Raw genomic sequence first — 24,716 nt, forward strand, 5'->3', positions numbered from 1 at the left:
CCGCAGACCCGGACGCCTCCGCGCCGCTGCGCGGGGGCGAGGCCCGATCCGTCCCTGACCGGAGAGACGCCTTGCGCGACGACCTGCCCAGCGAAACCGTGCCGAAGCTGCACATCGTCAAGCTGTGCGTGGGCGCCGACTCGGTCGAGGACCTGGAGACCTGGCAGCGCGCCCGCGCCGCCGAGGCGCTGGCCACGGGCCGCGATCCCCGCCCCGTCCACGTCACCCGCATGTGGCCCAAGCGGGAGGCGGAGATCACCTCCTCCGGCGGCAGCCTCTACTGGGTGATCAAGGGCGTGATCCTCGCCCGCCAGCGCATCGAGGAGATGCGCGAGGTCGAGGGCGGCGACGGCATCCGCCGCTGCGCCCTGGTGCTGGACCCCGAGATCGTGCGCACCCAGGCCGCCCCCCGCCGCCCCTTCCAGGGCTGGCGCTACCTGGCGCCCGAGGCGGCGCCGGGCGACCTCGAGGGGGGCGCGGCCTCCGCCGCCGCGGACCTGCCGCCCGAGCTCGCCCGCGCGCTCGCGGATCTCGGCGTGCGATGACCACCGCGGACCCGATCCTGACCGCCGTCCTGACCCCGCTGCGGGAGCTGCACCTGGCCGACCTGCTGGGCCGCATGGCGCGGGCCATCGACGCCGGCGCCGAGGTGACGCCCGAGCCCTGGCGGCGCGACGACGACGGGCGGGTGCGGCGCGACGGGGTGATGAACCTGCCCTCGCGCCACGATTTCGAGGCGGAGGAGAGCGGCCGAATCTCCCACCCCGTCGTGCGCACCGCGCTGCCGCGGGCGCTGGCCGCGACCCTGTCGCCGCTGGAGCTGATCGCGGCGCCGGGCCTGTCGCTGATGGTGACGCCGTTCCGCTGGGAATCCGCCATGCTGGCGATGGAGATCGAGGGCGGCGTCCCCGACCTCGCCCCCCTGCGCCGCTGGTTCCTGGAGTTCTCGCAGCCCGGCTCCGAACCGCCGGACGCCGAGGACCTGCTGGGCGTGGTCCACTCGATGTCGGACCCCGAGCCGCTGCCCGCCGGCATCGCCCTGCGCATCGACTTCGGCTCGGCCCCCGTCGACGCCGTGGCGGAGCTGGCCGAGGCCGCCGCCCAGGCCGGCGCCCGCCACGCGAGACTGGCGACGTTCGAGGCGCTCTGAGGGGGGGGGCGGCGCCCGTGCGGACGGCGCGCCGGGGCTCAGCCGTCCAGCGGGTTTCGCTTCTCGCCCAGGGCCACGTTGTCGATCAGGCGCAGGTCGCCCAGCGTGATCGCCGCGAAGATGCGGGCGGGGCGGTCGCCGGACGGGTCCTCGATCTCGGCCAGCGTCTCGGCGTCGCGCAGGTCGAGGTATTCGACCTCGGCGCCCGCGTCGGCCAGCGCGTCGGCGGCGGCGTCGAGCGCGGCGTCGGGGTCCGCGCCCGCGTCGATGGCCTGCGCGGCGCGGCGCAGCTCCCGCCACAGGCGCACGGCGGCGGCGCGGTCCTCGCCCTCCAGCTCGTCGACGCCGACGGCCCAGGCCACGCCGTCCTCGTCGCGCTCGGTGGGGGCCGAGCGGACCTCGGTCGGCAGGTCCAGGTCCTGGACCAGGCGGCGCAGGATCGCCAGGCGCTGCCAGTCCCGCTCCCCGATCAGGGCGACGTCGGCCTGGGCCTGGCTGAGCAGGCGGGTGGCCGCCAGCGCGAAGCCTTCGAACCGGTCCGAGCGATCCTCGCCGCAGAGCACGTCGGTCAGGCCGCGGAGCTGGATCTCTGTGACCGCGCCGCGGGGGAACAGGGTGTGGGCGGAGGGGAGATACACGGCGTCGGCGCCGGCCTCCTCCAGCCGCTCGGCCACCTCCAGCTCGTCGAGGCCCGGGTCGTCCTCCGCCGCCTTGGCGGCGGCGATGGAGTCCGTCCAGCGCGCGACGGCGGCCAGCACGCGGTCCGCCTCGCCGCGGGCGGCGCGGATCAGGGCCAGGTGCCCCTCGTGCAGGGCGCCGCCGACGGGGACGATGGCCACCGTTTCGCCGAAGGCGCGCCAGGAACGGATGCGGGATCGAAGCTGCGGAGTCGAACGGAGGATCGGCAGACCATGCATTCGGTAGGGAACCTCACGGAAGACGAACCGTTCCCCGGCGGAACCGGCGAACGGACAAGGGGCGCCGGCCACCCATATCGCGCGGCCGGAATGTGACGCTATTAGCGGGTGACGGCCGATGCAAGCGCAGGGACGCCAAGTCTTTCCGCCAGCAGGTCGAGGGTCTTGACCTGGGCGGCGGAGCGAGGCGCCGCCAGGGAAAGGCAGAGCTGCGCCTGGCTGCGCAGGATCACCCCGTCGGACAGCGGGCGCAGCCGGTTGGCGGTCAGCGTCGCGCCCGAGGAGGTGATGTCGGCGATCGCCTCCGCCGTGCCCTGGCGGACCACGCCCTCGGTCGCGCCCTGGCTGTCGACCAGCAGGCAGTCGGCGACGCCGTTGGCGCGCAGGAAGCGGCGCACCAGCAGGTGATACTTGGTGGCGATGCGCAGCGGCCGGCCGAGCTGCGCGCGCAGGCGCCCCGCCACGGCGTCGAGGTCGTCCATCGTCTCGACGTCGGCCCAGGCGTCGGGGACGGCGATCATCAGGTCGGCGTGGCCGAAGCCCATCGGGGTCAGCAGGCGCACCGCGGCGTCGGCGTCGGGGATGCGCTCGCGCACCATGTCCTCGCCGGTGACGCCCAGGTGGATACGGCCGGCGGCCAGCTCCCGCGGGATCTCGCCGGCGGACAGGAGGGCGAGGTCGACGCCGGCCACCCCCTCGATCCGCCCCGCATATTCGCGGTCGGAGTCCGAGCGCACCACGTGCAGGCCGCGGTCGGCGAACCAGGCGCGGGCGCTGTCCATCAGCCGGCCCTTGGAGGGCAGGCCGAGGATGATGCGGTCGGAGGTCGTGGACGAGGGGCTCATGCCGCGCCTCCCGAAGGTCCGGCGGCGGCGATCATCGCCTCGGGTCGCACGATGCCGCCGACGGCGGGCAGGGCGGCGTGGCCCAGCCGCTGGGTCAGCGCGTCGTAGCGCCCGCCGCCGCCCAGCGGCGGCAGCACGCGGGCGCCGGCCGTGGCGCCGGCGGGCGCCGCGAATTCGAAGGTGAAGCCGTCGTAGTACTCCAGCCCGCGCCCGAAGGAGGCGTCGAAGGGCAGGGCGGCGGCGTCCACGCCGCGGGTCTCGAGCGCCTCGAGCCGGCGGGCGAACCGGTCGAGCGCGGGCGACAGCGCCCCGCCCTCGTCCAGCAAGCGCAGCTGCTCCAGCGCCTGCGCCGAGGGGCCGGCGACGGCGAGCACCGCCTCCAGCCAGTCGATCTGCGCGCGGGGCAGGTGCAGGCGGGCGTCGGCCGCGAGCTCCCGCGCGCGGGCCAGCACGTCGTCGAAGCTGCGGGCGCCGTGCAGCGGGCCCAGCGCGCGGACATGGGCGCGCAGCGCGTCCTCTCCCTGCTCGACCGCCGCGATCAGGGCGGCGCGGGCGGGGGAGGGCTCGGGCCGCTCGCCGTAGGCCTCCAGCACGCGGCGGAAGCGGGCGGGGCGCCAGACGTGGCGGCGCAGGGCCTGCTTCCAGCGCTCGGGCGCCTGGAGGCCGGCGATGGCGGCGAAGATGATCGCGAGGTCGCCGGTGCGGGGCTGGGCCACCGCCGCCGCTTCGCCCAGCGCGTCGCGGATCAGGGCGAAGACCTCGGCGTCGGCCGAGACTGCGTCCGGGTCGCCCAGGATCTCGACCCCGGCCTGGAGGTATTCGGTGGGACGGGTCGAGCCCGGCTCCTGCCGCCGCCAGATCGGGCCGGCGTAGCGGTAGCGCGCCGGGTTCACCCCGCCCTGCAGGTGCAGGCGCAGCACCGGCACGGTGAAGTCCGGGCGCAGCATCAGCTCGCCGTCCACAGGGTCCTGGGTGACGAAGGCGCGGGCGCGGATGTCCTCGCCATAAAGCGTCAGCAGCTCGGCCGAGGGCTGGAGGGTGGCGGGCTCCACCGCCTGCGCCCCGGCCTCGGCGAACAGCGCGTCGATGCGCGAAAGCTCCGCGGCCAGCCGGTCGAGCGCGTCGCCGATGCGGCCGCCGGGGAGATAGGCGCGCGAGGCGGACATCAGCCGCGGCCCGTCCCCGAGCCGGCGCCGGCGCGGGCCAGGATCTCCTTCACCCCCTGCACCAGGAAGTCGCGCGGGACCTCCATCTGCGCGGGCTGGGCCTTCCAGTCCTCGTGCGTCTCGATGTCGGCGGCGAGGCGCGCGCCGAGCGCGAGGTCCTTGAGCTGGACCACGCCGCGGGCGCGCTCGTCCTCGCCCTCGATCACCGCCACGGGGGCGTTGCGGGCGTCGGCGTATTTCAGCTGCTTGCCCATGTTCCCGCCGCCGAGGAACACCTCGGCGCGCAGGCCCGCGGCGCGAAGCTCGCGGGCCATGGCCTGGTAGGCGGCCATCTGGGTCTTGTCCATCGCGGTCACCACGACGGGGCCGGCGGTCTCGCCCCCCATCCGGCCCTTGGCGCGCAGCGCGGCCAGAAGGCGGTCGACGCCGATCGAGACGCCGGTGGCGGGGACCGCCTGGCCGGTGAAGCGCTTCACCAGGTCGTCGTAGCGCCCGCCGCCGGCGACCGAGCCGAACTGGCGCGGGCGGCCCTTCTCGTCGAGGATCTCGAAGGTCAGCTCGGCCTCGTAGACCGGGCCCGTGTAGTAGCCCAGGCCCCGGACCACCGAGGGGTCGATGATCGCGCGGTCGGAACCCAGCCCCGCCGCGTCCAGCAGCTCGGCGATGGTCTCGAGCTCCTGCACGCCCTCGGCGCCGGCGGCCGAGGCGCCGACCAGCTCGCGCAGGCGCGCGCAGGTGGCGGCGCCGGTGTCGCGCTTCGCCGAGACGAAGCCCATCACGATCTCGGCCTGCTCGGCCGAGAGGCCCGCGCCCTTGGTGAAATCGCCCGAGGGATCCTTGCGCCCCTCGCCCAGCAGCGCCCGCACGCCGGCGTCGCCGAGGCGGTCCAGCTTGTCGATGGCGCGCAGGACGATGCCGCGCTCATGCGCGAACTTCTCGGGGTCCGAGGGATCGAGGACGCCCGCGGCCTCCATCACCCCGTTGAGCACTTTCCGGTTGTTCAGCCGGATCACGTAATCGCCGGCGGGAATGCCCGCGGCCTCCAGCGCCTGGGCCAGCATCCCGCAGATCTCGGCGTCGGCGGCCGGCGAGGCGGAGCCCACCGTGTCGGCGTCGCACTGGTAGAACTGGCGGAAGCGGCCCGGCCCCGGCTTCTCGTTGCGCCACACCGGGCCCACCGCATAGCGGCGGTAGGGGTTGGGCAGGTCGTTACGGTGCTGGGCGTAGACGCGCGCCAGCGGCGCGGTCAGGTCGTAGCGCAGCGCCAGCCAGCCCTCGTCCTCGTCGTTCCAGGCGAAGACGCCCTCGTTGGGGCGGTCCACGTCGGGAAGGAACTTGCCCAGCGCCTCGACCGTCTCGACGGCCGAGGACTCCAGCGGCTCGAACCCATGGGCATGGTAGACGTCGGTGATCGCGGCGAGCATCTCGCCGCGCTCGCGCACCTCGGCGCCGAACCAGTCGCGGAACCCGCGCGGAGTTTCGGCCTTCGGCCGGCGCGGTTTCTTGTCCTTGGCCATGGGAATCCCGTCGTCTTTCGGACCCGGTCTGCGGCCCCGGCGGCGGGGCGCAGGCGCCTCCTAGCCGAAGGGGGCCTTCGGGGCAAGGCGAGCGCGGGCGAGTCGGGCGGGCGCGGGCCCGCGTCCGCAGGGCCGGGGGCCGCGAAATCGCGAACGGGAGGGCTGGCCCCGCCTCTCCCGTTCGCGAAGCGAGGCGGTCGCTCGCGATCCCCGGCGCCCCGTTTGCGAACCGCGAATGGCGTTTCGCGAGGCGGATCAGCGGCTTGGCGCATCCGTTCGCCCGTCCGCGCATTTCCGGTTCCAACCCGCATGCGGACAGGGTCGGATGGCTGCGCGGCGGGAGACGATCCTTCCGCTCCGCCCCGTACCCCCGGGGCGGAAAGCGAGCGATCCGGGCGCGATGTCGAGCGCCCGGATCGCCCGCCGACCTCCGGAAGCGGCTCGGAGGCCCGGCGGACGTGAACCGTAGCGTGCCGCATGCGCCGCGTATGCAACGGGCGCGAGTCAGGAGGGCCGCCGTTCGGGAGACGGCTGCCGAGTGCGTGAGTGCGTGGAGGTCCTTAAGCGTACCCCAGAGCGTCGCATCGCGTAGCGGATGGATGCGACCCAAAGCCGGGCGACCCTGTCGCCCGGCTTTCATCTTTCGGGACGGTCCCCCCTCCTCCGCTGCGCGGGACGATGCGGACGCAAGACCTCAGCGGAGCCGATCCGGCGCGCCGCGCCCCTCGATCCCGAACCCCTGGTGCATCGCGTGCAGGATCCGGTGCGCGCCCTCGGGATCGCCGAGGAACGGCTGCTCTCCCAGCTCGCCCCGGCGCGTGTCGGCCGTCGCCTCGTAGACCACCGCGCCGTCCTTGATGGTGGCGAGCACGTCGATCTGGTCGAGCGTCTCCGGGTCCACCGCCGTGGGGTCGTCCGAGAGGATCACGAGATCCGCGATCTTGCCGACCTCGATCGAGCCCTTGCGGTCTTCCTCGTGGTGCTGCCACGCGGGCCAGATCGTCATCGCCTTGAGCGCGGTCATCACGTCGACGCGCTGGTCGGGGCCGAGGATGTCGCCCGACCGGGTGCGGCGGGTCACGGTCGCGTCCAGCACGCGCATGCTGTCGGGGAACGCGACCGGCGCATCGTGGTGCGTGCCGAACTTCATGCCCCGCTGCACCAGCCAGCCGGTGGGGGAGATGTCGTCGGCGTTGACCGGGCCGACCGTGTGGTCGCGGTGCCAGTCCCCCCAGTAGAACGTGTGCATCGGGAACAGCGAGGGGAACACGCCCAGCCGCTTGTAGCTGTCCACCTGGTCCTCGCGCAGGAACTGGCCGTGGATCAGCGTCGGGCGCGTGTCGGCGTCGGGGAATTTCTCCCGCGCGGCGCCGAGGGCCGAGATCAGCATGTCCGACGCGCCTTCGCCGTTGGCGTGCACGAGGATCTGGATGCCGTTCCCGATGCACCAGTCCACGGCGTCCTGCACCTGCTCCATGGTGATCGCGGCGTAGCCCGCGTATCCCGCCGGATAGTCGCCGACGGGGTCGAAGTAGGGGCGGTCGCGCAGGGCGGTGAAGCCCTGGGGCGAGCCGTCGATCGTCAGCTTGCAGCCGCCGACGCGGACGCGATCGGCATAGTCGCCGGAGACGTTGTCGCCGATGTAGTCCCGCGCCTCGAGCACGTCGGGGAAGGAGACGACGTCGATCGGCAGTTCGCCGGCCGCGCCGACGGAGCGGATCGCCTCGACGAGATCCGCCGAGGAGCGGCCGTCCTGCGCGGTGGTGTAGCCGAAGCTGGCCCACAGCTCCGCGCCCGCGCGCGTGAACGTCTTCAGCCCCTCCGGGCCGAGACCGGACAGGTTCTTCACCAGCAGGGGGAAGAAGGCGTATTCCTCGGCGACGCCGTTGGGCGCGCCGCCGGCGTCGCGCCGATAGACGCCGCCCGGCGGATCCTGGGTCGTCGCGTCGACGCCTGCGGCCTCGAGCGCCTTGGTGTTCGCCACGCCGATATGGCCCGACTGATGGACGATGATGACCGGGTAGTCGGTGGTGACCGCGTCCAGATCCTCGCGCGTCGGATGGCGAAGCTCGGCGAGCTGGGCGTTGTCGTAGCCGAAGCCGACGACGACCTTCACCTTCTCCACCACCTCGGCGTTGGCCGCGAGCCAGCTCCGCAGCGCATCCTGCAGGCTGGCGATGTCGGTCACCTCGCCGTCGGGCGGGGCGAGGAGATTGGCCGACAGCGCCTGCAGGCCGCCCATGGCCACGTGCCCGTGGCTGTCCACGAAGCCCGGCAGCATGGCGCGCCCGGCGAGGTCGACGCGCTCGGTCCCCTCGCCGGCATGGGCGGAGACGTCCGACAGCGCGCCCACGGCGAGGATGCGGCCGTCCTTGATCGCCACCGCCTCCGCCCGCGGCGCGGCGTCGTCGATCGTGAGGATCGGACCGCCGCTGTAGATGACGTCGGCGATCTCCTGGGCCGAGGCGGCCGCAGGCGCGAGCATCGCCAGAGACGCGAGGACCGAAAGCTTCATATAGGCCATGAGTTCCCACCCCTGTTCGCTTCGTCGCGGGCTTCGGGAGACCATGACTATCACGGAGCGCGAGTGACGGGTGGATGACTCGCGCCAGGGACGCGGCCGGGCGCCGGCGGCGCCGCGGAAAAGCGGGCCGGACGCGCGGCGGTCGAAACGCTGCGGCCGGGAGGCGGGCGGCCGCAAGCGGGGTCCAGCCCTGAGGCGGATCAACCTTTCCTGCGGATCGCAAGGGCGCCTGCTCGGGTGCAGGAAGCCCGGGCGGCGGCGCCTCGCCCGGGCCGGCCCCGCCCGACATGCGAACGGCCGGCGAGGGCCGGCCGCAAGCGGAGATCGCGGGGGCTTCCAGGGGCGCGGCTCAGCGCCCGCCGGGGGCCGAGGTCTGCATGGCGGGGTCCAGCCAGCGCGGGGCGTCGTCGTCCAGCCAGCCGGCGTCGCGCAGGGCGCGCATCCGGGTGCGGCTGACGGGCACGCGCTCGCCGTTGGTCAGGACCAGGGTGGCGCGGTCGCCCTCCCGCTCGACGGAGCGCACGGCGCGCCGCGCCACCCAGTGCGAGCGGTGGACCTTCAGCCCCTCCTCCGGCGCGGTCTCGGCGATGGCGTCGGACAGGCGCATCAGCAGCATCTCCTCGCCATGCTCGGTGGCGACGCCGACGTAGTGGTCGCTCATCGACAGGCGCAGCAGGGCGCCGCGCTTGCGGTGGGGCAGGCGGCGCAGGAGGGCCGGGGCGCCGCGACGCGGGGCGGGCGCGAAGGCGATCACGTCCTCGTCCGCAAGGCCCTCGACCGGCGCCGCGGCCGGCTCCGGCGCGGCCTCCACGGCGGGCGCAGGCGCGGCGGGGGCGGAGGGGCCGGGCGTCTCGGGGCCGGCGTAGGCGGCGGCCGGCAGGGCCTCGGCCGGAGCTTGCGCGGCGACGGGGGCGGCGGCCGGGACGGGGCGGGCCGCCCCCTCCCCGGTCACCGCGCCGAAGCCCAGCGGCTGGCCCAGCGCGAGGCGCGTCTTCACCACGATCACCGCCGCCAGCAGGGCGCACAGGGGGGCTGCGAGCGCCGCCTCCCCCGGCCCGAACGGCCGCTGCAGCATCGAGGCATGGGCCGGCGCCAGCAGCAGCGCCAGCGCGGGCGTGGCGAGGGCCACCCCGACCAGCAGCGTGACCAGCGGCCGCGGGCCCAGCCGCGCCTCGGCCAGGCACAGGGCGAAGGTGGTCGCCACCCAGGCGCCGGCCATCGCCGCCGACCAGAAGGCGACGCGGCCGGGGGCGCCCAGGATCTCTGCGGTGCCCGCCGGGCCGATCGCCGCGAACAGGCCCGCCGTCAGGAAGCACACCACCCACAGGCGGGGATTCGAAAGGCCCTGGCGCCACCGGCGCGTCGCGTCTTCGAACCAGCTCATCGTCCGCATCCTCGTCTTGGTCCCGGCGCAGTCCACGGGGGCGCCTCGGCGGCGGATCATGCTTAATCGAACGTTCATGTTCGATCCGTTTTCCGGCCCGTCGGGCGCCGCGGCCGGGCGCTGTGGCCTCGGCGCCGCGCCGGCTGCGTCGCGCGGGGGATTCCCTCCGGGGCGCGGCGGGTCTATGCCTCCGGACCATGACCGCCTTTCTCAACGTGGAACGCTCCGCCCTCGGCCGCCGCTGGGTCGGGCCGGGCGTCGAGATCGAACGCCTGGGCCTGGCCATCGCCCAGCGCCTGGACGCGCCCGAGATGGTGGGCCGCGTGCTGGCCGCGCGCGGCGTCGCGCCCGAGGGCGCGGCCGCCTACCTCGCCCCCACCCTGCGCGAGCTGATGCCCGACCCCTCGGTCCTGAAGGACATGGACCTCGCCGCCGACCGGCTGGCCCGCGCGGCGCAGGCCGGGGAGACCGTGGGCCTCTTCGGCGACTACGACGTGGACGGCGCGGCGTCGAGCGCGCTGCTCCTGCGCTGGCTGCGGGCCATGGGGATCGAGGCGAAGGTCCACATCCCCGACCGGATGACCGAGGGCTACGGGCCTAACGTCCCCGCGATGACGGCGCTGGCGAAGGACTGCAGCCTGATCCTGTGCCTCGACTGCGGGACCCTGGCGCACGAGCCGATCGCCGCCGCGGTCGCCGCGGGGGCCGAGGTGCTGGTGGTCGACCACCACCTGGGCGGCGAGACGCTGCCCCCCGCGCTGGCCGTGGTGAACCCCAACCGCCAGGACGAGAGCGGCGAGCACGGGGCGCTGTGCGCCGCCGGCGTCGCCTTCCTGCTGCTGGTCGCGACCAACCGCGCGCTGCGGGCGAAGGGCGTGGCGGGGCCGGACCTGATGGGCCTGCTGGACCTGGTGGCGCTGGCGACCGTCGCCGACGTGGCGCCCCTGACCGGGCTGAACCGGGCGCTGGTGCGCCAGGGCCTGCGGGTGATGGCGCGCCGCGACCGGCCCGGCCTCGCCGCGCTGGCGGACGTGGCGCGGCTGACCTCCTCGCCCACCGCCTATCACCTGGGCTACGTGCTCGGCCCCCGGATCAACGCCGCGGGGCGGGTCGGCGCCTCCTCGCTGGGGACGCGGCTGCTGGCCACCGACGACCTGCACGAGGCGCAGGCCCTGGCCGAGCGGCTGGAGCAGCTCAACCGCGAACGGCGCGAGGTCGAGGCCGGCGTGCTCGACGCCGCGCTGATGCAGGCCGAGGAACGCGGCGCCGAGGGGCCGCTGGTCTGGGCCGCGGGCGAGGGCTGGCACCCCGGCGTCGCCGGCATCGTCGCCTCCCGCCTGAAGGAGCGGTTCGAACGCCCCGCGGTGGTGATCGCGCTCGACGGGCCGCAGGGCTCCGGCTCCTGCCGCTCGGTGCCGGGCGTGGACATCGGGGCCGACGTGGCGGCGCTGGCGGCCGAGGGGCTGATCGTGAAGGGCGGCGGGCACAAGATGGCCGCGGGCCTGACGGTGCGCGCCGACAAGCTGGAGGCCGCGATGGCGCGCCTGGCCGAGCGTCTCGCCCGCCAGGGCGCCGGCAAGGGCGGCGCGCAGGACCTGCGCCTCGACGGCGCGCTGTCGCCCGGCGGCGCCACCCCGGACCTGGTCGAGATGCTGGAGGCCGCGGGCCCCTTCGGCGCCTCCTCCCCCGCGCCGCGCTTCGCGCTGGCGGGGGTGCGGGCGGGCTATGTGAAGCCGATGGGCGAGGGGCACCTGCGGATGCGGCTCGAGGGGGGCGGCGGCTCGGTCGACGCGGTGGCCTTCCGGGTGGCCGACACGCCCCTGCGCGCGGCCCTGGTCGAGAGCGCGGGCGCCGTGCTGCACGTGGCCGGACGGCTGGAGACCGACGACTGGGGCGGCCGCCGCCGCGCCCGCCTGCGGATCGAGGACGCGGCCCTGGCGCGCTGACTTCGCGTCGCCCGGAAGCCTCGCCCGGACCGGGGCCCGGGGCTTCCGCGCCCCCGCGGCCAAATCTCCCGCCTGCGGTCGCCGCCCCCTCTTGTCATCCCGATCCGCCCCCCTTAAAGACGCCCCCGGAGCGCCCTTCGTCTAGCGGTCTAGGACGCCGCCCTTTCACGGCGGAAACACGGGTTCGAGTCCCGTAGGGCGTACCACCTCCCTCCCAGCTCCATTGATCCGACGCGCGGCCGCGATCAGCGCGCGGCGGCGAGCCGTGCGTTCGCCTCCACCAGCTTGCGGCCGATGTCGCGGGTCATGCCGGTCTCGAGCGCGATGCGGAAGTCGGCGTCGCGGCGGGTCATGCGCTGCAGCGTGGCGCCGGGGATCAGGAACAGGCGGGAGGGGGCGATGAGCTCGACCGTCGCGGTGGCGGGGCCCGCGGTCAGCACCCGCATCTCCCCCACCAGCCCGCCGGGGCCCATGCGCACCAGCGCGCCGCCGGCGTTCACCAGCGCCTCGCCCGAGGAGATCCAGAAGAGCGTGCGCACCGGGGCGCCCTGCTCGGTCAGCCGCTCGCCCCGCTGCATCTCCAGCCAGGCGCCGGCGTTCAGCAGGCGGCGGGCGAGCCGCGGGGGCATGTCGGGGAAGGCGTCGTCCAGCAGGCGCCGCTCCTCCTCCGTGAATCGGATCGACCGGCTATCGATCGCCAGGCGCGCCATGCCGAACAGGCTGATGGCGATGAAGGAGACCTGGATCAGCGCGGCGGAGGGGTTGAAGTCCACCGTCAGGCCGACCAGCACCAGGCTGGCGGCGGCGATGTTCATGCCGGCGTAGAAATAGCTGCTGCCGCGGACCACGCCCGCCTGCAGCAGCGCATAGGCCAGCAGGTAGACGAACACGCCGCCGAAGCCCGCGCCGGACAGCACCTGGTCGTCGAGCATGAAATCCATCATGGCCAATCGCGGATCCTCCGTGCCGCCACCTCTGTCAGGGGCGAGGTGACCCGCGGATGAACGCGGACCTTGCGTCAACGGGCCGGCGCAGGTTCGGGCCTTGCGGACACGCCGCCGACGACTGCAAAGGCTTTCCGCGGATCGGCGCCGTCGGCTAGGATTCCGCAAAGGAAACGCCGGAGGACGCCGCCATGACCCAGACCAGCGACGAGCCCGCCGAGACCGGCGCCGGGGCCGGGCCGGAGGCCGCGGCGAAGCGCGACGGGCTGGCGGGGCTGCGCCGGGTCACGCTGTGGGCGCTGGGCGTGGCGGTGGTGCTGTTCGTCTATTTCGTCGCCGCCGACCGGACCACGCCGTTCTCGGGCGACGCGCGGGTGCAGGCCTTCGTGCTGCGCGTGGCGCCGGAGGTCACCGGCCACGTCGCCCGGGTGGGCGTGGTCGACAACCAGGTGGTCGAGGCCGGCGAGGAGCTGTTCGTGATCGACCCCGAGCCCTTCGAGATCGCCGTCCAGCAGGCCCAGGCCCGGCTGGAGCAGGCCGGCCAGTCGGTGGGCGCCAACACCGCCGCCGTCGACGCCGCGCAGGCCCAGCTCGAGCGCGCCCGCGCCAACGCCCAGAACGTCCGCGCCCAGACCGAGCGCGTGATGGAACTGGTGCGCAAGGGCGTCTACGCCAAGGCGCGGGAGGACCAGGCGATTTCGGCCATCGAGCAGGCGGAGGCCGCCGTCCAGGCCGCCGCCGCCGACCTGCGCCGCGCGCAGGAGCAGCTGGGGCCCGAGGGCGAGAGCAACCCCGCCGTCCAGGACGCGCTCGCGGCGCTGGAGACGGCGCGCTACAACCTCGAGCGGACCTCGATGACCGCGCCGGGGCGCGGGGTGGTGACGAACCTCTCGCTCGCCGTCGGCCAGACGGTGACCGCGGGCGCCGCGTCGATGACCTTCATCTCGGCCGAGGACATCTGGCTGCGCGCCGCGATGCGCGAGAACAGCCTGGGCGTGCTCGCGCAGGGGCAGGCGGCGGAGGTGGTGCTCGACGCCCTGCCGGGGCGGGTGTTCAAGGCGACCGTGCGCTCGGTCGGCTGGGGCGTGGCCGGCGAGGCTGAGGACCCGGCGACGGGCCTGCCCAAGTCCACCACCGCGCAGGGCTGGCTGACCGACCCGCAGCGCTTCCCGGTGATCCTGAGCTTCGAGATGGACCAGCTGCCCCGCGGGGCGCGCTTCGGCAGCCGGGCCGCGGTGATCGTCTACGCCGGCGACAACGCGATCATGGACGCGATCGCCTGGGCGCGGATCCGGCTGATCTCGTTCCTGACCTATGTCTCCTGAGGCCGCCGCCCCCGCCGATCCCCACGCCGCCGCGCGGCTGCGGGCGCGGGGGCTGCGGCTGGGCTTCGCGGTGACCGGCGCGCTGGCGGTCGAGGCGCTGCGCGGCGCGGACCTGCCGATCCTCGCGCCGATGATCGCCCTGCAGCTCCTGGCCCTGTCGCCGCAGCCGCCGGGGGCGAAGCTGCTGGCGATGCTGTTCGGGGCGGCGGCCGTCTCGTCGCTGGTGGCCTGGGTGATCGCATCCTTCACCGTCTCGATCCCCGGCGCCTATCCGCTGGGGATGGGGGTGCTCTACCTGTGGTGCTTCGCGCTGGCGATGCATCCGAAGACCGGGCCGCTGGGGGCGATGGCGCTGACCATGACCATCGTGGTGGGCGCGCTCTCGGCCGCCTCGACCGAGGCGGCGGCGGGGATCGCGCTGTCGCTGCTGATGTCGATCCTGGCGGGCGCCGCGACGGTCTACGTGGCCTTCGCCGTCTTTCCGGCCCCGCCGCCGCCGCCCGCCGCCGCCCCGGTCGAGCCGGCGGAGGGGGAGGAGACCCCCGCCCAGGCCGCGGCCGAGACGGCGGGCGACCCGGTGGTCGCGCCCGCCTTCCGCGCGGCGCTCGCCACGATGGTGATGCTGCCCCTGCACATGTGGCTGACGGCGGACGGGGGCGTGGCGGCGATGCCGGTGCTGTTCACCTGCTCCTCGATGCTGCGCCAGCCGGGGGTGGCGGCCTCGCTGCGCGATTCGCTGACCCGTCTGGCGGGGACCGCGGCAGGGGGCGTGGCGGCGATGGCGGCGAACGGGATCGCGCAGCTCCACCCGCAGGCGGCGCTGTCGGTGGCGGTGGTCGCGACGATCTCGATGTTCTTCGCCTGGCAGCTCTCGAAAGGGCCGCGGCACATGCAGGTGTGGATGCCGGGCTTCGTCACCTTCCTCGCGCTCTACGGCATGACGCTTTCGCCCACGCTGGGCGGCGACGACGTCGCGGCGGTCGAGCGGCTGTGGCAGACCGCGGTCGGCGCCGGCTACACGCTGTGCGCGGTCAGCCTGCTGGCGCCCGTCGCGCTGCGCGTCACGCGTCGCCGGGCGGCGGCGTCCCGGGCTTGAGGTCGGAGACGATCCGCCCGATCAGCACCGCGATGTAGAGCGCGCCGATCACCGCCTCGGTCGCCGCCAGGATCCGCGCGAGGGGGGAGACCGGCAGCACGTCGCCGTAGCCCAGCGTGGTGACGGTCACCAGGCTGAAATAGACCAGGTCCGAGCCCAGCGGCGCGTCGCCGGGAACCGAGATCGCGCCCGGGTCCAGCAGCAGGGCCGCGGCGTAGAGATGCGACCAGGTCAGCGCCAGCATGAAATAGCCGAAGATCGCCCCGGCCAGCGCGTCGCCGTCGGCCTTGCGCTCGCGCACCAGCGCCTCGACCGTCAGCCACACGGTCTGCGCGACCAGCCACAGCGAGGCCGCGAAGGCGAGCCCCCCGACCAGCGGCGCGCCGGTCAGCTTCGCGAGCAGGTGCAGCGCCAGCCACAGCAGCGGGGTGGCGAGCTTCAGCGGCCGCGCCACGCTGGCCGAGCGGGTGACCAGCCCCGTCGCCGCCACCGTGGCCGCGAGCAGGGCGGCCAGCGCCGCCTCGCCCAGCGCCCCGCCCTGCAGGACCGGCTGCAGCAGCAGCAGCGCCACCGCCAGCCCCAGCAGGAAGCGGTAGCGCCAGCGCTCGGCCGCGGGCGCGAGGCCGACCTTCACGCGCTCACTCCGCCGGCTGGGGCGTCGTCGGCTCGCCGGTGGCCGGGTCCAGGCCCTTCGCCTCGAAGGCGATCCAGGTGGTCACCATCTCGTAGAACAGGGCCAGGATGACCGGGCCGATGAACAGGCCCAGCAGCCCCATCGAGAGGGTGCCCCCGATCACGCCGATCATGATGACGACCATCGGCGTGGTCAGCCCGCGGGCCATCAGGATGGGCTTCAGCACGTTGTCGAGGAACAGCACCGGGATCATGTAGGCGGTGAAGATCGCCGCGTGCATCGTGGGGTTGATCGACCAGTCCAGGATGATCAGCGGAATGATCACCAGCGGCGGCATCTGGATCACGCAGGCCATCACCGCGGCCGCCGCCAGGAAGCCGCCCAGCGGCAGGCCGGCGACGATGATCCCCACGGCCGCGAGGCCGCCCTGCAGGATCGCCACGCCGATCACCCCGCGCGAGACGTTCTGGATGGTCTTCGAGGCCATCGCCGTCATCGCCCGCCCGCGGCCCGAGATGCGGCCCGCCACGCGCCCCGTCGCCTCGGCCAGCGGCGCGGCCCAGGCGAGGAACACCGCCGCGAAGATCACCGACAGCGCGAACTGCAGCACGCCCAGGATCAGCCCGGCGCCGGCGCCGGCCATCGTGGCCGCGATCTCGCGCAGCTTGGGCGCGTACTGGGCCGAGAGGGCCAGCAGGTCGACGCTCGCCTGCTGCCACAGCTCGTAGAGGCGGGCGCCGACCAGCGGCCAGTCGCGCACGGATTCGGGCGGGGTCGGCAGGTTCAGGGTGCCGTCGCTCAGGTGGGCCACCGCCTCCCCGACCGAGTCGATCAGCGAGTTCACGATCAGGATCGTCGGTCCGATGATGATCACCAGCCCCAGCAGCGCGAACAGGGTGGCGGTGCGCCCGCGCCGGCCGCCCATCTTGCCGTTCAGCCAGTCGAAGGCCGGGGCCAGCGCCACCGCCAGGATCACCGACCAGATCAGGATCGAGGCGAAGGGCGCGATCAGCGTGAAGCTGAGCGCCATGAACAGCGCGAGGATGCCGATGGTCACGAAGACGTCGACCGAGAGCGTGATCACCCGCTGGCGCGCGGGATCTTCGGGGTGGGTCATGACTCTGTCCCTTCTGGACGCCGTTCCGGGGAGCGGAATTTCCCGTCAGTTTCGCCGCAGTCGGGCGTTTAGGGAAGCCGCGCGTTCGCGCGGCGGGCGCCCGTCTCCGGAATGCAACTGTCGCGGGAGCGTCGCGCGCTTGCCGTAAGGGAAGTATTCATGCTCATATTCTCATGCGGAGCGCCGGGGGGACGGCGGCGCCCGGCGGGCGGCGCGGCTGACGGGGACGGCGCGATGACCATGGGCACGAGCGGAGCACGGCGCCTGCGGGGCGGTCTCGCCGGCGCGCTGGCCGCGGCGCTGCTGGCGCCGGGGGCGGCGCAGGCGGTGTGGATCGACGGGTTCGACGGCACGCCGGCGCAGGAATTCTCGCGCCTGATCGACGGGGATCCCCCCGGCGTCTCGGTCTGGTCCGACCCATCCGCGCTGGCGAACGAGCGGGAGGTGGAGAGCTACGCGCTCGGCGGCATCGCGATCAACAGCTGGACCGGCGGCGCGCTGGAGATGGCGACGCTGGCCACCACGGCGCTGCCGCCCACGCGCGCGGTGCAGAACATCGCCGCGCTGACCTACGACTACGGCGACTACGGCGCGCCGGGTCCCTCCGGCGGGCTGGACGTGGACCTGACCGACGCGGGCGCCGCGGACCGCTTCATCCTGTTCGGAACCCTGCTCTGGGGCGGGATCGTCGACCCGGTCGGACCCGCGGGCCTGCTGTTCACCGCCCAGGTCCACGGCGCGGGGAGCGCCTTCTCGGGCGGCTTCGTGCAGGCGTCGATCGGGCCGGTGCTCGACGCGTCGACCCCGCCGCAGGCGGTGCGTCTCGACCTGCCCTTCGCGGACCTCGCGGCGGGGACGGGCGGCGCGCCCGCGGACCTGGGCGCGGTGGGCTCGCTGAGGCTGGTGATGAACTTCTCGGCCTACGGCGGCCGGCTGGCGGTGACCGACCTGTGCACCGGGAACGCCGGGGGCTGCGTGTTCTCGACCCCCGAATACGCCGCCCTGCCGGAGCCCGTCCCCGCCCCCGCCGCGCTGTGGCTGATGGCGGGGGCGCTGGGGGCGCTGGGCGCCGCGCTGGGCCTCAGGCGAGGCCGAAGCGGGCGAACAGCTCCTTGAGGTTCTCCTCCGGCCGCGCGCCGATGTGGGAGATCACCTCCCCCGCGCAGACGCAGCCCATGGTCCCGCAGGTCAGCAGGTTGCGGTCGCGCGTCAGGCCATAGAGGAAGCCCGCCGCGAACAGGTCCCCCGCCCCGGTCGCGTCCACCCGCTTCATCGGCGCGGCCGGCGCATGGACCGTGCGCTCGCCCTTCAGCACGTAGGCGCCGGCCGGGCCCACGGTGCAGGCCACGATCTCGACCTCCTTGCGGGCCTCGTCCATCGCGTCTTCGAGCGTCGAGGTCTGGTAGAGGCTGACCAGCTCGTGCTCGTTGGCGAACAGCAGGTCCACCTCCTCGATCACCATCTTGCGGAAGGCGTCGCGGTGACGCTCGATGCAGAACGGGTCGGAGAGGGTGATCGAGACCTTGCCCCCCGCCGCCTTGGTCGCCGCGATGGCCTTGCGGAAGGCCTCCTGGCTCTCCATCCCGTCGAAGCGGTAGCCCTCGAGGTAGATCCACTTGGCGTCGGCCATCAGGGCTTCGTCGATGTCGTCGGGGCCGAGGTCGGCCGAGACGCCGAGGTAGGTGTTCATCGACCGCTCGCCGTCGGGCGAGACCAGCACCATGCAGCGCCCGGTCTCCTCGTCGAGCCGGTCGCGCGGGGTCATCGGCGTGTCGAAGGCGACGCCGAGCGAGCGGATGTCATGGGCGAAGATCGCGCCCAGCTGGTCGTCCTTGATCTTGCCCACGTAGGCGGCCTTCGCGCCCAGCATCCCCAGCCCCGCGATGGTGTTCGCCGCCGAGCCGCCCGAGATCTCCTGCGCCGGGCCCATCTTGGAATAGAGCTCGATGGCGCGGTCCGCGTCGATCAGGGTCATCACGCCCTTGCCCACGCCGTTCTCTTCCAGGAAGGCGTCGGTGACGCGGCCCAGCACGTCGACCATGGCGTTGCCGATGCCGACGACGTCGAAGCGTTTCTCGCTCATGCGGTCTCCTCGGGGGGCGTGGGTTTCGCGCGCGTCGCGCGGGGTTTCTTCGGCGCCTTCGCCACCGTCGCGGCGGCCTGCGGCGCGGGGGCGCCGGGCAGGGCGGCGTCGGGGATCTTCTCGTCCCAGGCGCACAGGTCCCGGATCAGGCAGGTCGGGCAGTTCGGCTTGCGCGCCGTGCAGACGTAGCGGCCGTGCAGGATCAGCCAGTGATGGGCGTGGCGCTGGTATTCGGCGGGGACGTTGTCCTCGATGGCGCGCTCCACCACCGTCACGTCCTTGCCCGGCGCGATGCCCGAGCGGTTGCCGACCCGGAAGATATGCGTGTCCACCGCCTGCGCCGGCTGGCCGAACCACATGTTCAGCACCACGTTGGCGGTCTTGCGCCCCACGCCCGGCAGGGATTCCAGCGCCGCGCGGGAGGAGGGGACCTCGCCCCCGAACTCCTCGATCAGGCGCCGGCTCAGCTTCATCACGTTCTTGGCCTTGTTGCGGAACAGGCCGATGGTCTTGATGTGCTCGATCAGGCCGTCCTCGCCCAGCGCCAGCATCTTCTGCGGCGTGTCGGCGATCTGGAACAGGGCGCGGGTGGCCTTGTTCACCCCCTTGTCGGTCGCCTGTGCGGACAGCGCCACGGCGACCAGCAGGGTGAAGGCGTTGACGTGCTCGAGCTCGCCCTTGGGTTCCGCGCATTCCTCGTGGAAGCGGCGGAAGATCTCCTTCATGGAGGCGTAGGGAAGCTGCGCGGCGGTCATGGCGCGCACCTTGCCCCGCACGGCCCCCGGGGGCAAGCGCGCCCCACCGCCGCGCCGGGCGGTTTCGGCGCGGTTTTGAAGGGCGTTTTCACATTCTCGCCGCGGTCCCCGTTGCAGCGGGGCAGGGCGGGAACATATTGTGAACATCATGACTCGCCTGACCCTCGACCAGAAGCTCGCGATCCTCTCGGACGCCGCGAAATACGACGCCTCCTGCGCCTCCAGCAGGGGGGCGAAGCGCGACAGCCGGGACGGGAAGGGGATCGGGTCGGTCACCGGCTCGGGGATCTGCCACGCCTATGCGCCGGACGGGCGGTGCATCAGCCTGCTCAAGATCCTGATGACCAACTTCTGCATGTACGACTGCGCCTATTGCGTGAACCGGGTCAGCTCCAACGTCGCCCGCGCCCGCTTCACGCCCGAGGAGGTCGTCTCGTTGACCCTCGAGTTCTACCGCCGCAACTACATCGAGGGGCTGTTCCTCTCGTCCGGCATCATCCGCAGCCCGGACGAGACCATGTCCGACATGGTCCGCATCGCTCGATCCCTGCGCGAAGAACATGGCTTCCGCGGCTACATCCACCTCAAGACCATCCCCGACGCCGACCCGGGGCTGGTCGAGCAGGCCGGCCTCTTCGCCGACCGCCTCTCGATCAACGTCGAGCTCCCCACCGACCCCTCGGTGAAGGCCTACGCGCCGGAGAAATCGCCCCAGCGGATCCGCCGCGCCATGGCCCATGTCCGCGCCACGAAGGAGGAGAAGTCCGAGAAGACCCACACCGGCCGCCGCGGCCCGAAATTCGCCCCCGCCGGCCAGTCCACCCAGATGATCGTGGGCGCGGACGCGGCGACCGACGCCACCATCCTGACGACCTCGACCCGGCTCTATTCCAGCTACGGGCTGAAGCGGGTGTACTACTCGGCCTTCTCGCCGATCCCCGACGCCTCCAAGGCCCTGCCGCTGATCCGCCCGCCGCTGATGCGGGAGCATCGCCTCTACCAGGCCGACTGGCTGATGCGCTTCTACGGCTTCGACGTGGACGAGATCGCCTCGGCCGCGCCCGGCGGCAACCTGGACCTCGAGGTCGACCCCAAGCTCGCCTGGGCGCTGGCCAACCGCCACCTGTTCCCGGTGGACGTGAACCGGGCGGAGCGCGAGACGCTGCTGCGGGTGCCCGGCCTGGGGACCAAGACGGTGGGGCGGATCCTCGCCACCCGCCGCCACCGCACGCTTCGCTGGGACGACCTCAAGCGCATGGGCGCGAACCTCAAGCACGCGCGCCCCTTCATCGCGCTGCTCGACTGGCGCCCCCGGGCGCTGTCGGACGCCGCCGACCTGCGCGCCCGCTTCGCGCCCCCGCCCGAGCAGCTTTCCCTGCTATGACCTCCGCCGGCCCCCGACACGTCGCGTTGCCCCGCATCGGCACGGCCGCCGCGTGGCGTGTTCAGGCCCGGGCCCTGCTGGCCGAGAACGTGCCGCCCGAAGCCGTGACCTGGAGCCGGGGCGAAGCCGAGGCGGACCTGTTCGCGGGCTCGCCCGCCGCCGCGTCTCCCGCCGCTGCGCCCTCGACGCCCGCCTCTCCCATGACCGTCCCCCGCTCCTTCGTGGCGCTGGCCGACTGGGTCGTCTGGCATGCGGACCCCGAGCGTTTCGCCCGCCTCTACGCCCTCCTTCACCGCCTGCGCACCGACAAGGGCCTGATGTCCGACCGCGGCGACCCCGCCGTCGCGCGCCTGGAAAAGATGGCCAAGGAGGTCCGCCGCGACCGCCACAAGATGACCGCCTTCGTCCGCTTCCGGGAGATCGGCGACCCCGCCGCCCCCCGCCGCCGCTTCGCCGCCTGGTTCGAACCCTCGCACTACACGCTGGAGCCCACCGCCCCCTTCTTCGCCAAACGCTTCGGCGACATGGACTGGTCGATCTTCACCCCCGACCTCGCCGCCCATTTCGAGGGGGGCCAGCTGCGCCTCGCCGACCCGCCCCCGCGCCCCGACCTGCCGCAGGACGCGGCCGAGGACCTGTGGCGCACCTACTTCCGCTCGATCTTCAACCCCGCCCGCCTGAAGCCCAAGGCGATGCAGGCCGAGATGCCGAAGAAATACTGGCGCAACCTGCCCGAGGCCGCCCTGATCCCCGAGATGATCGCCGGCGCCCAGGCCCGCGCCCGCGAGATGGCCGAGGCCGCCCCCACCCTCGCCCCCGCCCGCGCCGCCCGCATCCGCGAGCGGCTCGCGCTGCCGGAAGACCCCGTCCCCGGCCCCGACCGCCCCGCGACCCTTCCCGCCCTCGCGCAGGCGCTCGAGACCTGCCGCCGCTGCCCCCTGTGGGAGAGCGCCACCCAGCCCGTCCCCGGCGAGGGCCCGCCCGACGCCCCCCTGATGCTGGTCGGCGAGCAGCCCGGCGACCGCGAGGACCTCACCGGCCGCCCCTTCGTCGGTCCCGCCGGCCAGCTCTTCGACCGGGCGGCGCAGGCGGCGGGCCTCGACCGCTCGCGGGCGTACATCACCAACGCGGTCAAGCACTTCAAGTTCACGCCCCGCGGCAAGCGCCGCCTGCACCAGAACCCCGACCGCGCCGAGATCCACCCCTGCCGCTGGTGGCTGGACCTGGAGCGCGAGATCGTCTCGCCGAAGCTGATCGTCGCCATGGGCGGCACGGCGCTGGAGAGCCTGACCGGCGACCGCCGCGCCCTCCTCAAACGCCGCGGCGGGTTCGAGGAGACCGCCGACGGCGCGCCCCTGCTGGTCACCGTCCACCCCAGCTGGATCCTGCGCCTCCCCGACGCCATGCAGCGCGAGGACGAGACCGCCCGCTTCGCCGACGATCTTCGCCGGGCGGTCGCCCGCGTCGCCTGAACCCGCGCAGGATTCGGGTGGGTCGCGCCCGCCCCGCGGCGTAGATTGGGTCCCAGACGAGGAGAGACCCATGACCGCCGCGCTCCAGACCCCTCCCGAGACCGCCGCCGAGCGCTTCGAGCGCCCCGACTCCGCCGATCGCTTCACCTACGACCTGATGGCCGCCGCCATCGAGCTGATCGAGGACCAGGCCGCCGACCACCCCTCGCTCGAGGCGCTGGCCGCCCGCATGGGCCTCTCGCCCGCGCATTTCCAGAAGCTGTTCACCCGCTGGGTGGGCGTCAGCCCCAAGCGCTACCTGCAATGGCTGACGCTGGATCACGCGCGGGCGCTGCTGCGGGAGCGGCACACGGTGCTGGATGCGACCTACGCGACCGGTCTCAGCTCCCCGGGCCGCCTCCACGACCTCTTCGTGCGGTGGGAGGCGATGACGCCCGGCGAATACGCCCGCGGGGGCGAAGGCCTGACCCTGCGCTGGGGCTGGTTCGAGGGCCCCTTCGGCGAGGCGCTGGCCTTCGGCGGCGACCGCGGCCTGACCGGCCTCGCCTTCTCGGCCGAGGTCGGCCGCGAGGTCGCCTTCGCCGACATGGCCGCCCGCTGGCCCAACGCGACGCTGGTCGAGGACCCAGCCGCGCTCGCCTCCTGGATCGAGGCCGCCTTCCGCCGCCGCGGCGAGGCCCCTCTCCAGGTCATCGGCGCCCCCTTCCAGCTGAAGGTCTGGGAGGCGCTTCTGGCCGTCCCCCCCGGCCACGTGACCACCTACTCGGACCTCGCCCGCGCCATCGGCAACCCCGGGGCCGTCCGCGCGGTGGGCACCGCGGTCGGCAAGAACCCCGTCAGCTGGCTGATCCCCTGCCATCGGGCGCTCCGCAAGGGCGGGGCGCTGGGCGGCTATCACTGGGGCCTCGGCGTCAAGCGCGCCATGCTCGCCTGGGAGACCGCCGAGCTCGAGAAAGGCCGCGACGCCGCCTGACGCCCTCCGCCCGCCCCAGGCGCCCCCGGCCCCACGCGCCCCGGGAGCGCCTGTTCTCCGGAGCCGTCTCTCGCGGATGCCGTAAAGAGCGACTCGGCCCCCGGGGTCAAGGATCGCCGCAGGCGACCGGCGAAGCCGGCTCGTCCTTGACCCCGGGGGCCGAGTCGCTCAGGCATCCATCAGCGAGAGACGGCTCCGGAGAACAGGCGCGGGCGCTTTGTTCTTGGGTGAGTCAGGAGCCCGCCGGAGGCTCCCCCGGTCGCCGATCCTTCCCGGCGTTCCAACAAACGCGGACCCAGCCAAGCCCGCCCGCAGGGCGCCTGTAGACCGCCCCCTTGCGCTCCGCCCCGGATCAGAGCGGCGGCACGTCCCCTTCCGCGCGCCGCGCATGGAAGGCGGCGGCGAAGGCGTCCAGCTCGCCGGCCTCGACCGCGGCGCGCAGCCCCTGCATCAGCTCCTGGTAGTAGTGGAGGTTGTGCCAGGTCAGCAGCATCGAGGAGATGATCTCCCCCGCCCGCATCACGTGGTGCAGGTAGGCGCGCGAGTAGCGCGTGCAGCAGGGGCAGGCGCACTCCGGGTCCAGCGGCCGAGGGTCGTCGCGGTGGCGGGCGTTCTTCAGGTTCACCGCCCCGAAGCGGGTCAGCGCCTGCCCCGTGCGGCCGGAGCGCGAGGGCAGCACGCAGTCGAACATGTCCACGCCGCGTTGCACGGCGCCCACGATGTCGTCGGGCTTGCCGACGCCCATCAGGTAGCGGGGCTTGTCGTCGGGCAGCTGGCCGGGCGCGTAGTCGAGGCAGGCGAACATCGCCTCCTGCCCCTCGCCGACCGCGAGGCCGCCGATGGCGTAGCCGTCGAAACCGATGCCGGCCAGCGCCTCGGCGCTCTCGCCGCGCAGGTCCTCTTCCAGGCCGCCCTGCTGGATGCCGAAGAGGGCATGGCCCGGCCGGTCGCCGAAGGCGTCGCGCGAGCGCTGGGCCCAGCGCATCGACATGCGCATGGAGTCCTCGATGCGGGGGCGGTCGGCGGGCAGGGCGGGGCATTCGTCGAAGCACATCACGATGTCCGAGCCCAGCAGGCGCTGGATCTCCATCGAGCGCTCGGGCGTCAGCATGTGCTCCGACCCGTCGACATGGGAGCGGAAGCGCACGCCTTCCTCGGTCAGCTTGCGCAGCTCCGACAGGCTCATCACCTGGAACCCGCCCGAGTCGGTCAGGATCGGCCGCTCCCAGTCCATGAACCGGTGCAGGCCGCCCAGGTTGTGGATGCGCTCGGCGCCCGGGCGCAACATCAGGTGGTAGGTGTTGCCCAGCAGGATGTCCGCGCCCGTCTCGCGCACGGACGACGGCAGCATCGCCTTCACCGTGGCGGCGGTGCCGACGGGCATGAAGGCGGGGGTGCGGATCTCGCCCCGCGGGGTCGTCAGCGTGCCGCGGCGGGCGCGGCCGTCGCGGGCGTGGATGTCGAAGCGGATGCCGCTGGCCATG

20 protein-coding genes, 1 tRNA gene and 1 pseudogene are annotated in these 24,716 nt (G+C 73.8%); 10 read left to right on the forward strand and 12 right to left on the reverse strand.

Translation table 11 applies throughout. The features are described from left to right. Nucleotides 1–71 precede the first annotated feature (71 nt). Nucleotides 72–545: a DUF1489 family protein gene (locus P2H44_RS03140; protein WP_275761957.1), complete on the forward strand. Its 474-nt coding sequence runs from the start codon at nt 72–74 to the stop codon at nt 543–545. Continuing rightward, on the forward strand, nt 542–1,150 hold the full coding sequence (locus tag P2H44_RS03145; RefSeq protein ID WP_275761958.1) for a hypothetical protein: 609 nt from the start codon (nt 542–544) through the stop codon (nt 1,148–1,150). Before P2H44_RS03140 ends, P2H44_RS03145 begins: the two co-directional genes overlap by 4 nt. A gap of 38 nt (nt 1,151–1,188) precedes the next feature. Here the strand turns inward: P2H44_RS03145 and P2H44_RS03150 are convergent, their stop codons facing one another. The 6 genes from P2H44_RS03150 to P2H44_RS03175 form a co-directional block, all read right to left on the reverse strand. After that, nucleotides 1,189–2,067 (reverse strand): pantoate--beta-alanine ligase, encoded by an 879-nt coding sequence (locus P2H44_RS03150; protein WP_275761959.1) that lies wholly within the window; start codon nt 2,065–2,067, stop codon nt 1,189–1,191. 101 nt (nt 2,068–2,168) lie between these two features. Next, complete coding sequence (gene hisG, locus P2H44_RS03155; RefSeq protein WP_275761960.1) at nt 2,169–2,912, reverse strand: ATP phosphoribosyltransferase; 744 nt, start codon at nt 2,910–2,912, stop codon at nt 2,169–2,171. After that, nucleotides 2,909–4,078, reverse strand: a complete 1,170-nt coding sequence (locus P2H44_RS03160; protein WP_275761961.1) for an ATP phosphoribosyltransferase regulatory subunit — start codon at nt 4,076–4,078, stop codon at nt 2,909–2,911. The genes hisG and P2H44_RS03160 overlap by 4 nt, the downstream gene beginning before the upstream one ends. After that, nucleotides 4,078–5,595, reverse strand: coding sequence for a histidine--tRNA ligase (hisS, locus tag P2H44_RS03165; RefSeq protein WP_275761962.1), 1,518 nt, complete (start codon nt 5,593–5,595; stop codon nt 4,078–4,080). Before hisS ends, P2H44_RS03160 begins: the two co-directional genes overlap by 1 nt. Before the next feature lie 694 nt (nt 5,596–6,289). Further along, nucleotides 6,290–8,110, reverse strand: coding sequence for an amidohydrolase (locus P2H44_RS03170; RefSeq protein WP_275761963.1), 1,821 nt, complete (start codon nt 8,108–8,110; stop codon nt 6,290–6,292). A gap of 358 nt (nt 8,111–8,468) precedes the next feature. Further along, on the reverse strand, nt 8,469–9,503 hold the full coding sequence (locus tag P2H44_RS03175) for a LytTR family DNA-binding domain-containing protein (RefSeq protein ID WP_275761964.1): 1,035 nt from the start codon (nt 9,501–9,503) through the stop codon (nt 8,469–8,471). A 197-nt stretch (nt 9,504–9,700) separates the two neighbouring features. Between P2H44_RS03175 and recJ the strand changes: the two genes are divergently transcribed. Next, the gene (gene recJ, locus P2H44_RS03180; RefSeq protein ID WP_275761965.1) at nt 9,701–11,449 is read left to right on the forward strand and encodes a single-stranded-DNA-specific exonuclease RecJ; all 1,749 of its coding nucleotides are present in this window, start codon (nt 9,701–9,703) and stop codon (nt 11,447–11,449) included. 130 nt (nt 11,450–11,579) lie between these two features. Beyond that, a tRNA-Glu gene (locus tag P2H44_RS03185) sits at nt 11,580–11,655 on the forward strand. A gap of 39 nt (nt 11,656–11,694) precedes the next feature. On the opposite strand, the gene P2H44_RS03190 is transcribed toward P2H44_RS03185, so the two are convergent. Next, nucleotides 11,695–12,393 (reverse strand): Crp/Fnr family transcriptional regulator, encoded by a 699-nt coding sequence (locus P2H44_RS03190; protein WP_275762103.1) that lies wholly within the window; start codon nt 12,391–12,393, stop codon nt 11,695–11,697. A gap of 191 nt (nt 12,394–12,584) precedes the next feature. Between P2H44_RS03190 and P2H44_RS03195 the strand changes: the two genes are divergently transcribed. Next, entirely contained in the window at nt 12,585–13,718 is a 1,134-nt protein-coding gene (locus P2H44_RS03195; RefSeq protein ID WP_275761966.1) for an HlyD family secretion protein, read from the forward strand. Further along, nucleotides 13,708–14,814, forward strand: coding sequence for an FUSC family protein (locus P2H44_RS03200; RefSeq protein ID WP_275761967.1), 1,107 nt, complete (start codon nt 13,708–13,710; stop codon nt 14,812–14,814). Before P2H44_RS03195 ends, P2H44_RS03200 begins: the two co-directional genes overlap by 11 nt. On the opposite strand, the gene P2H44_RS03205 is transcribed toward P2H44_RS03200, so the two are convergent. Both P2H44_RS03205 and P2H44_RS03210 read right to left on the reverse strand, forming a co-directional pair. Then, nucleotides 14,780–15,448 carry a potassium channel family protein gene (locus tag P2H44_RS03205; protein ID WP_275761968.1) on the reverse strand — a complete coding sequence of 223 codons (669 nt, stop codon included), beginning with the start codon at nt 15,446–15,448 and terminating at the stop codon, nt 14,780–14,782. The genes P2H44_RS03200 and P2H44_RS03205 overlap by 35 nt on opposite strands. A gap of 4 nt (nt 15,449–15,452) precedes the next feature. Beyond that, nucleotides 15,453–16,565 (reverse strand): AI-2E family transporter, encoded by a 1,113-nt coding sequence (locus P2H44_RS03210; protein WP_275761969.1) that lies wholly within the window; start codon nt 16,563–16,565, stop codon nt 15,453–15,455. 234 nt (nt 16,566–16,799) lie between these two features. Between P2H44_RS03210 and P2H44_RS03215 the strand changes: the two genes are divergently transcribed. Continuing rightward, entirely contained in the window at nt 16,800–17,681 is an 882-nt protein-coding gene (locus tag P2H44_RS03215) for a hypothetical protein (protein WP_275761970.1), read from the forward strand. On the opposite strand, the gene P2H44_RS03220 is transcribed toward P2H44_RS03215, so the two are convergent. Both P2H44_RS03220 and nth read right to left on the reverse strand, forming a co-directional pair. Beyond that, nucleotides 17,647–18,648 (reverse strand): adenosine kinase, encoded by a 1,002-nt coding sequence (locus P2H44_RS03220; protein WP_275761971.1) that lies wholly within the window; start codon nt 18,646–18,648, stop codon nt 17,647–17,649. The genes P2H44_RS03215 and P2H44_RS03220 overlap by 35 nt on opposite strands. 116 nt (nt 18,649–18,764) lie before the next feature. Then, nucleotides 18,765–19,403 (reverse strand): annotated as a pseudogene (nth, locus tag P2H44_RS03225) (endonuclease III); the annotation flags it as partial. 148 nt (nt 19,404–19,551) lie between these two features. Here nth and P2H44_RS03230 point away from each other — a divergent pair. The 3 genes from P2H44_RS03230 to P2H44_RS03240 all read left to right on the forward strand — a co-directional run bounded on the left by P2H44_RS03230 (nt 19,552) and on the right by P2H44_RS03240 (nt 23,232). Continuing rightward, the gene (locus P2H44_RS03230; protein ID WP_275762104.1) at nt 19,552–20,787 is read left to right on the forward strand and encodes a putative DNA modification/repair radical SAM protein; all 1,236 of its coding nucleotides are present in this window, start codon (nt 19,552–19,554) and stop codon (nt 20,785–20,787) included. Next, nucleotides 20,784–22,259, forward strand: coding sequence for a UdgX family uracil-DNA binding protein (locus P2H44_RS03235; RefSeq protein ID WP_275761973.1), 1,476 nt, complete (start codon nt 20,784–20,786; stop codon nt 22,257–22,259). Before P2H44_RS03230 ends, P2H44_RS03235 begins: the two co-directional genes overlap by 4 nt. A gap of 70 nt (nt 22,260–22,329) precedes the next feature. Further along, nucleotides 22,330–23,232, forward strand: coding sequence for a methylated-DNA--[protein]-cysteine S-methyltransferase (locus P2H44_RS03240; protein ID WP_462976252.1), 903 nt, complete (start codon nt 22,330–22,332; stop codon nt 23,230–23,232). Between the two features lie 352 nt (nt 23,233–23,584). Here the strand turns inward: P2H44_RS03240 and tgt are convergent, their stop codons facing one another. Next, nucleotides 23,585–24,715 (reverse strand): tRNA guanosine(34) transglycosylase Tgt, encoded by a 1,131-nt coding sequence (gene tgt / locus P2H44_RS03245; RefSeq protein WP_275761974.1) that lies wholly within the window; start codon nt 24,713–24,715, stop codon nt 23,585–23,587. Between the last annotated feature and the right edge of the window lies 1 nt (nt 24,716).

This window comes from Albimonas marina (genome assembly GCF_029223255.1).
In the GTDB taxonomy this organism is placed as follows: domain Bacteria; phylum Pseudomonadota; class Alphaproteobacteria; order Rhodobacterales; family Rhodobacteraceae; genus Albimonas.

Bases quoted from the DNA above. Each gene is read 5' to 3' on its own strand.
- P2H44_RS03145 (WP_275761958.1), top strand. From the start codon at position 542: ATGACCACCGCGGACCCGATCCTGACCGCCGTCCTGACCCCGCTGCGG.
- P2H44_RS03150 (WP_275761959.1), bottom strand. From the start codon at position 2,067: ATGCATGGTCTGCCGATCCTCCGTTCGACTCCGCAGCTTCGATCCCGC.
- hisG (WP_275761960.1), bottom strand. From the start codon at position 2,912: ATGAGCCCCTCGTCCACGACCTCCGACCGCATCATCCTCGGCCTGCCC.
- P2H44_RS03160 (WP_275761961.1), bottom strand. From the start codon at position 4,078: ATGTCCGCCTCGCGCGCCTATCTCCCCGGCGGCCGCATCGGCGACGCG.
- hisS (WP_275761962.1), bottom strand. From the start codon at position 5,595: ATGGCCAAGGACAAGAAACCGCGCCGGCCGAAGGCCGAAACTCCGCGC.
- P2H44_RS03170 (WP_275761963.1), bottom strand. From the start codon at position 8,110: ATGAAGCTTTCGGTCCTCGCGTCTCTGGCGATGCTCGCGCCTGCGGCC.
- P2H44_RS03175 (WP_275761964.1), bottom strand. From the start codon at position 9,503: ATGAGCTGGTTCGAAGACGCGACGCGCCGGTGGCGCCAGGGCCTTTCG.
- recJ (WP_275761965.1), top strand. From the start codon at position 9,701: ATGACCGCCTTTCTCAACGTGGAACGCTCCGCCCTCGGCCGCCGCTGG.
- P2H44_RS03190 (WP_275762103.1), bottom strand. From the start codon at position 12,393: ATGATGGATTTCATGCTCGACGACCAGGTGCTGTCCGGCGCGGGCTTC.
- P2H44_RS03195 (WP_275761966.1), top strand. From the start codon at position 12,585: ATGACCCAGACCAGCGACGAGCCCGCCGAGACCGGCGCCGGGGCCGGG.
- P2H44_RS03200 (WP_275761967.1), top strand. From the start codon at position 13,708: ATGTCTCCTGAGGCCGCCGCCCCCGCCGATCCCCACGCCGCCGCGCGG.
- P2H44_RS03210 (WP_275761969.1), bottom strand. From the start codon at position 16,565: ATGACCCACCCCGAAGATCCCGCGCGCCAGCGGGTGATCACGCTCTCG.
- P2H44_RS03215 (WP_275761970.1), top strand. From the start codon at position 16,800: ATGACCATGGGCACGAGCGGAGCACGGCGCCTGCGGGGCGGTCTCGCC.
- P2H44_RS03220 (WP_275761971.1), bottom strand. From the start codon at position 18,648: ATGAGCGAGAAACGCTTCGACGTCGTCGGCATCGGCAACGCCATGGTC.
- P2H44_RS03230 (WP_275762104.1), top strand. From the start codon at position 19,552: ATGACTCGCCTGACCCTCGACCAGAAGCTCGCGATCCTCTCGGACGCC.
- P2H44_RS03235 (WP_275761973.1), top strand. From the start codon at position 20,784: ATGACCTCCGCCGGCCCCCGACACGTCGCGTTGCCCCGCATCGGCACG.
- P2H44_RS03240 (WP_462976252.1), top strand. From the start codon at position 22,330: ATGACCGCCGCGCTCCAGACCCCTCCCGAGACCGCCGCCGAGCGCTTC.
- tgt (WP_275761974.1), bottom strand. From the start codon at position 24,715: ATGGCCAGCGGCATCCGCTTCGACATCCACGCCCGCGACGGCCGCGCC.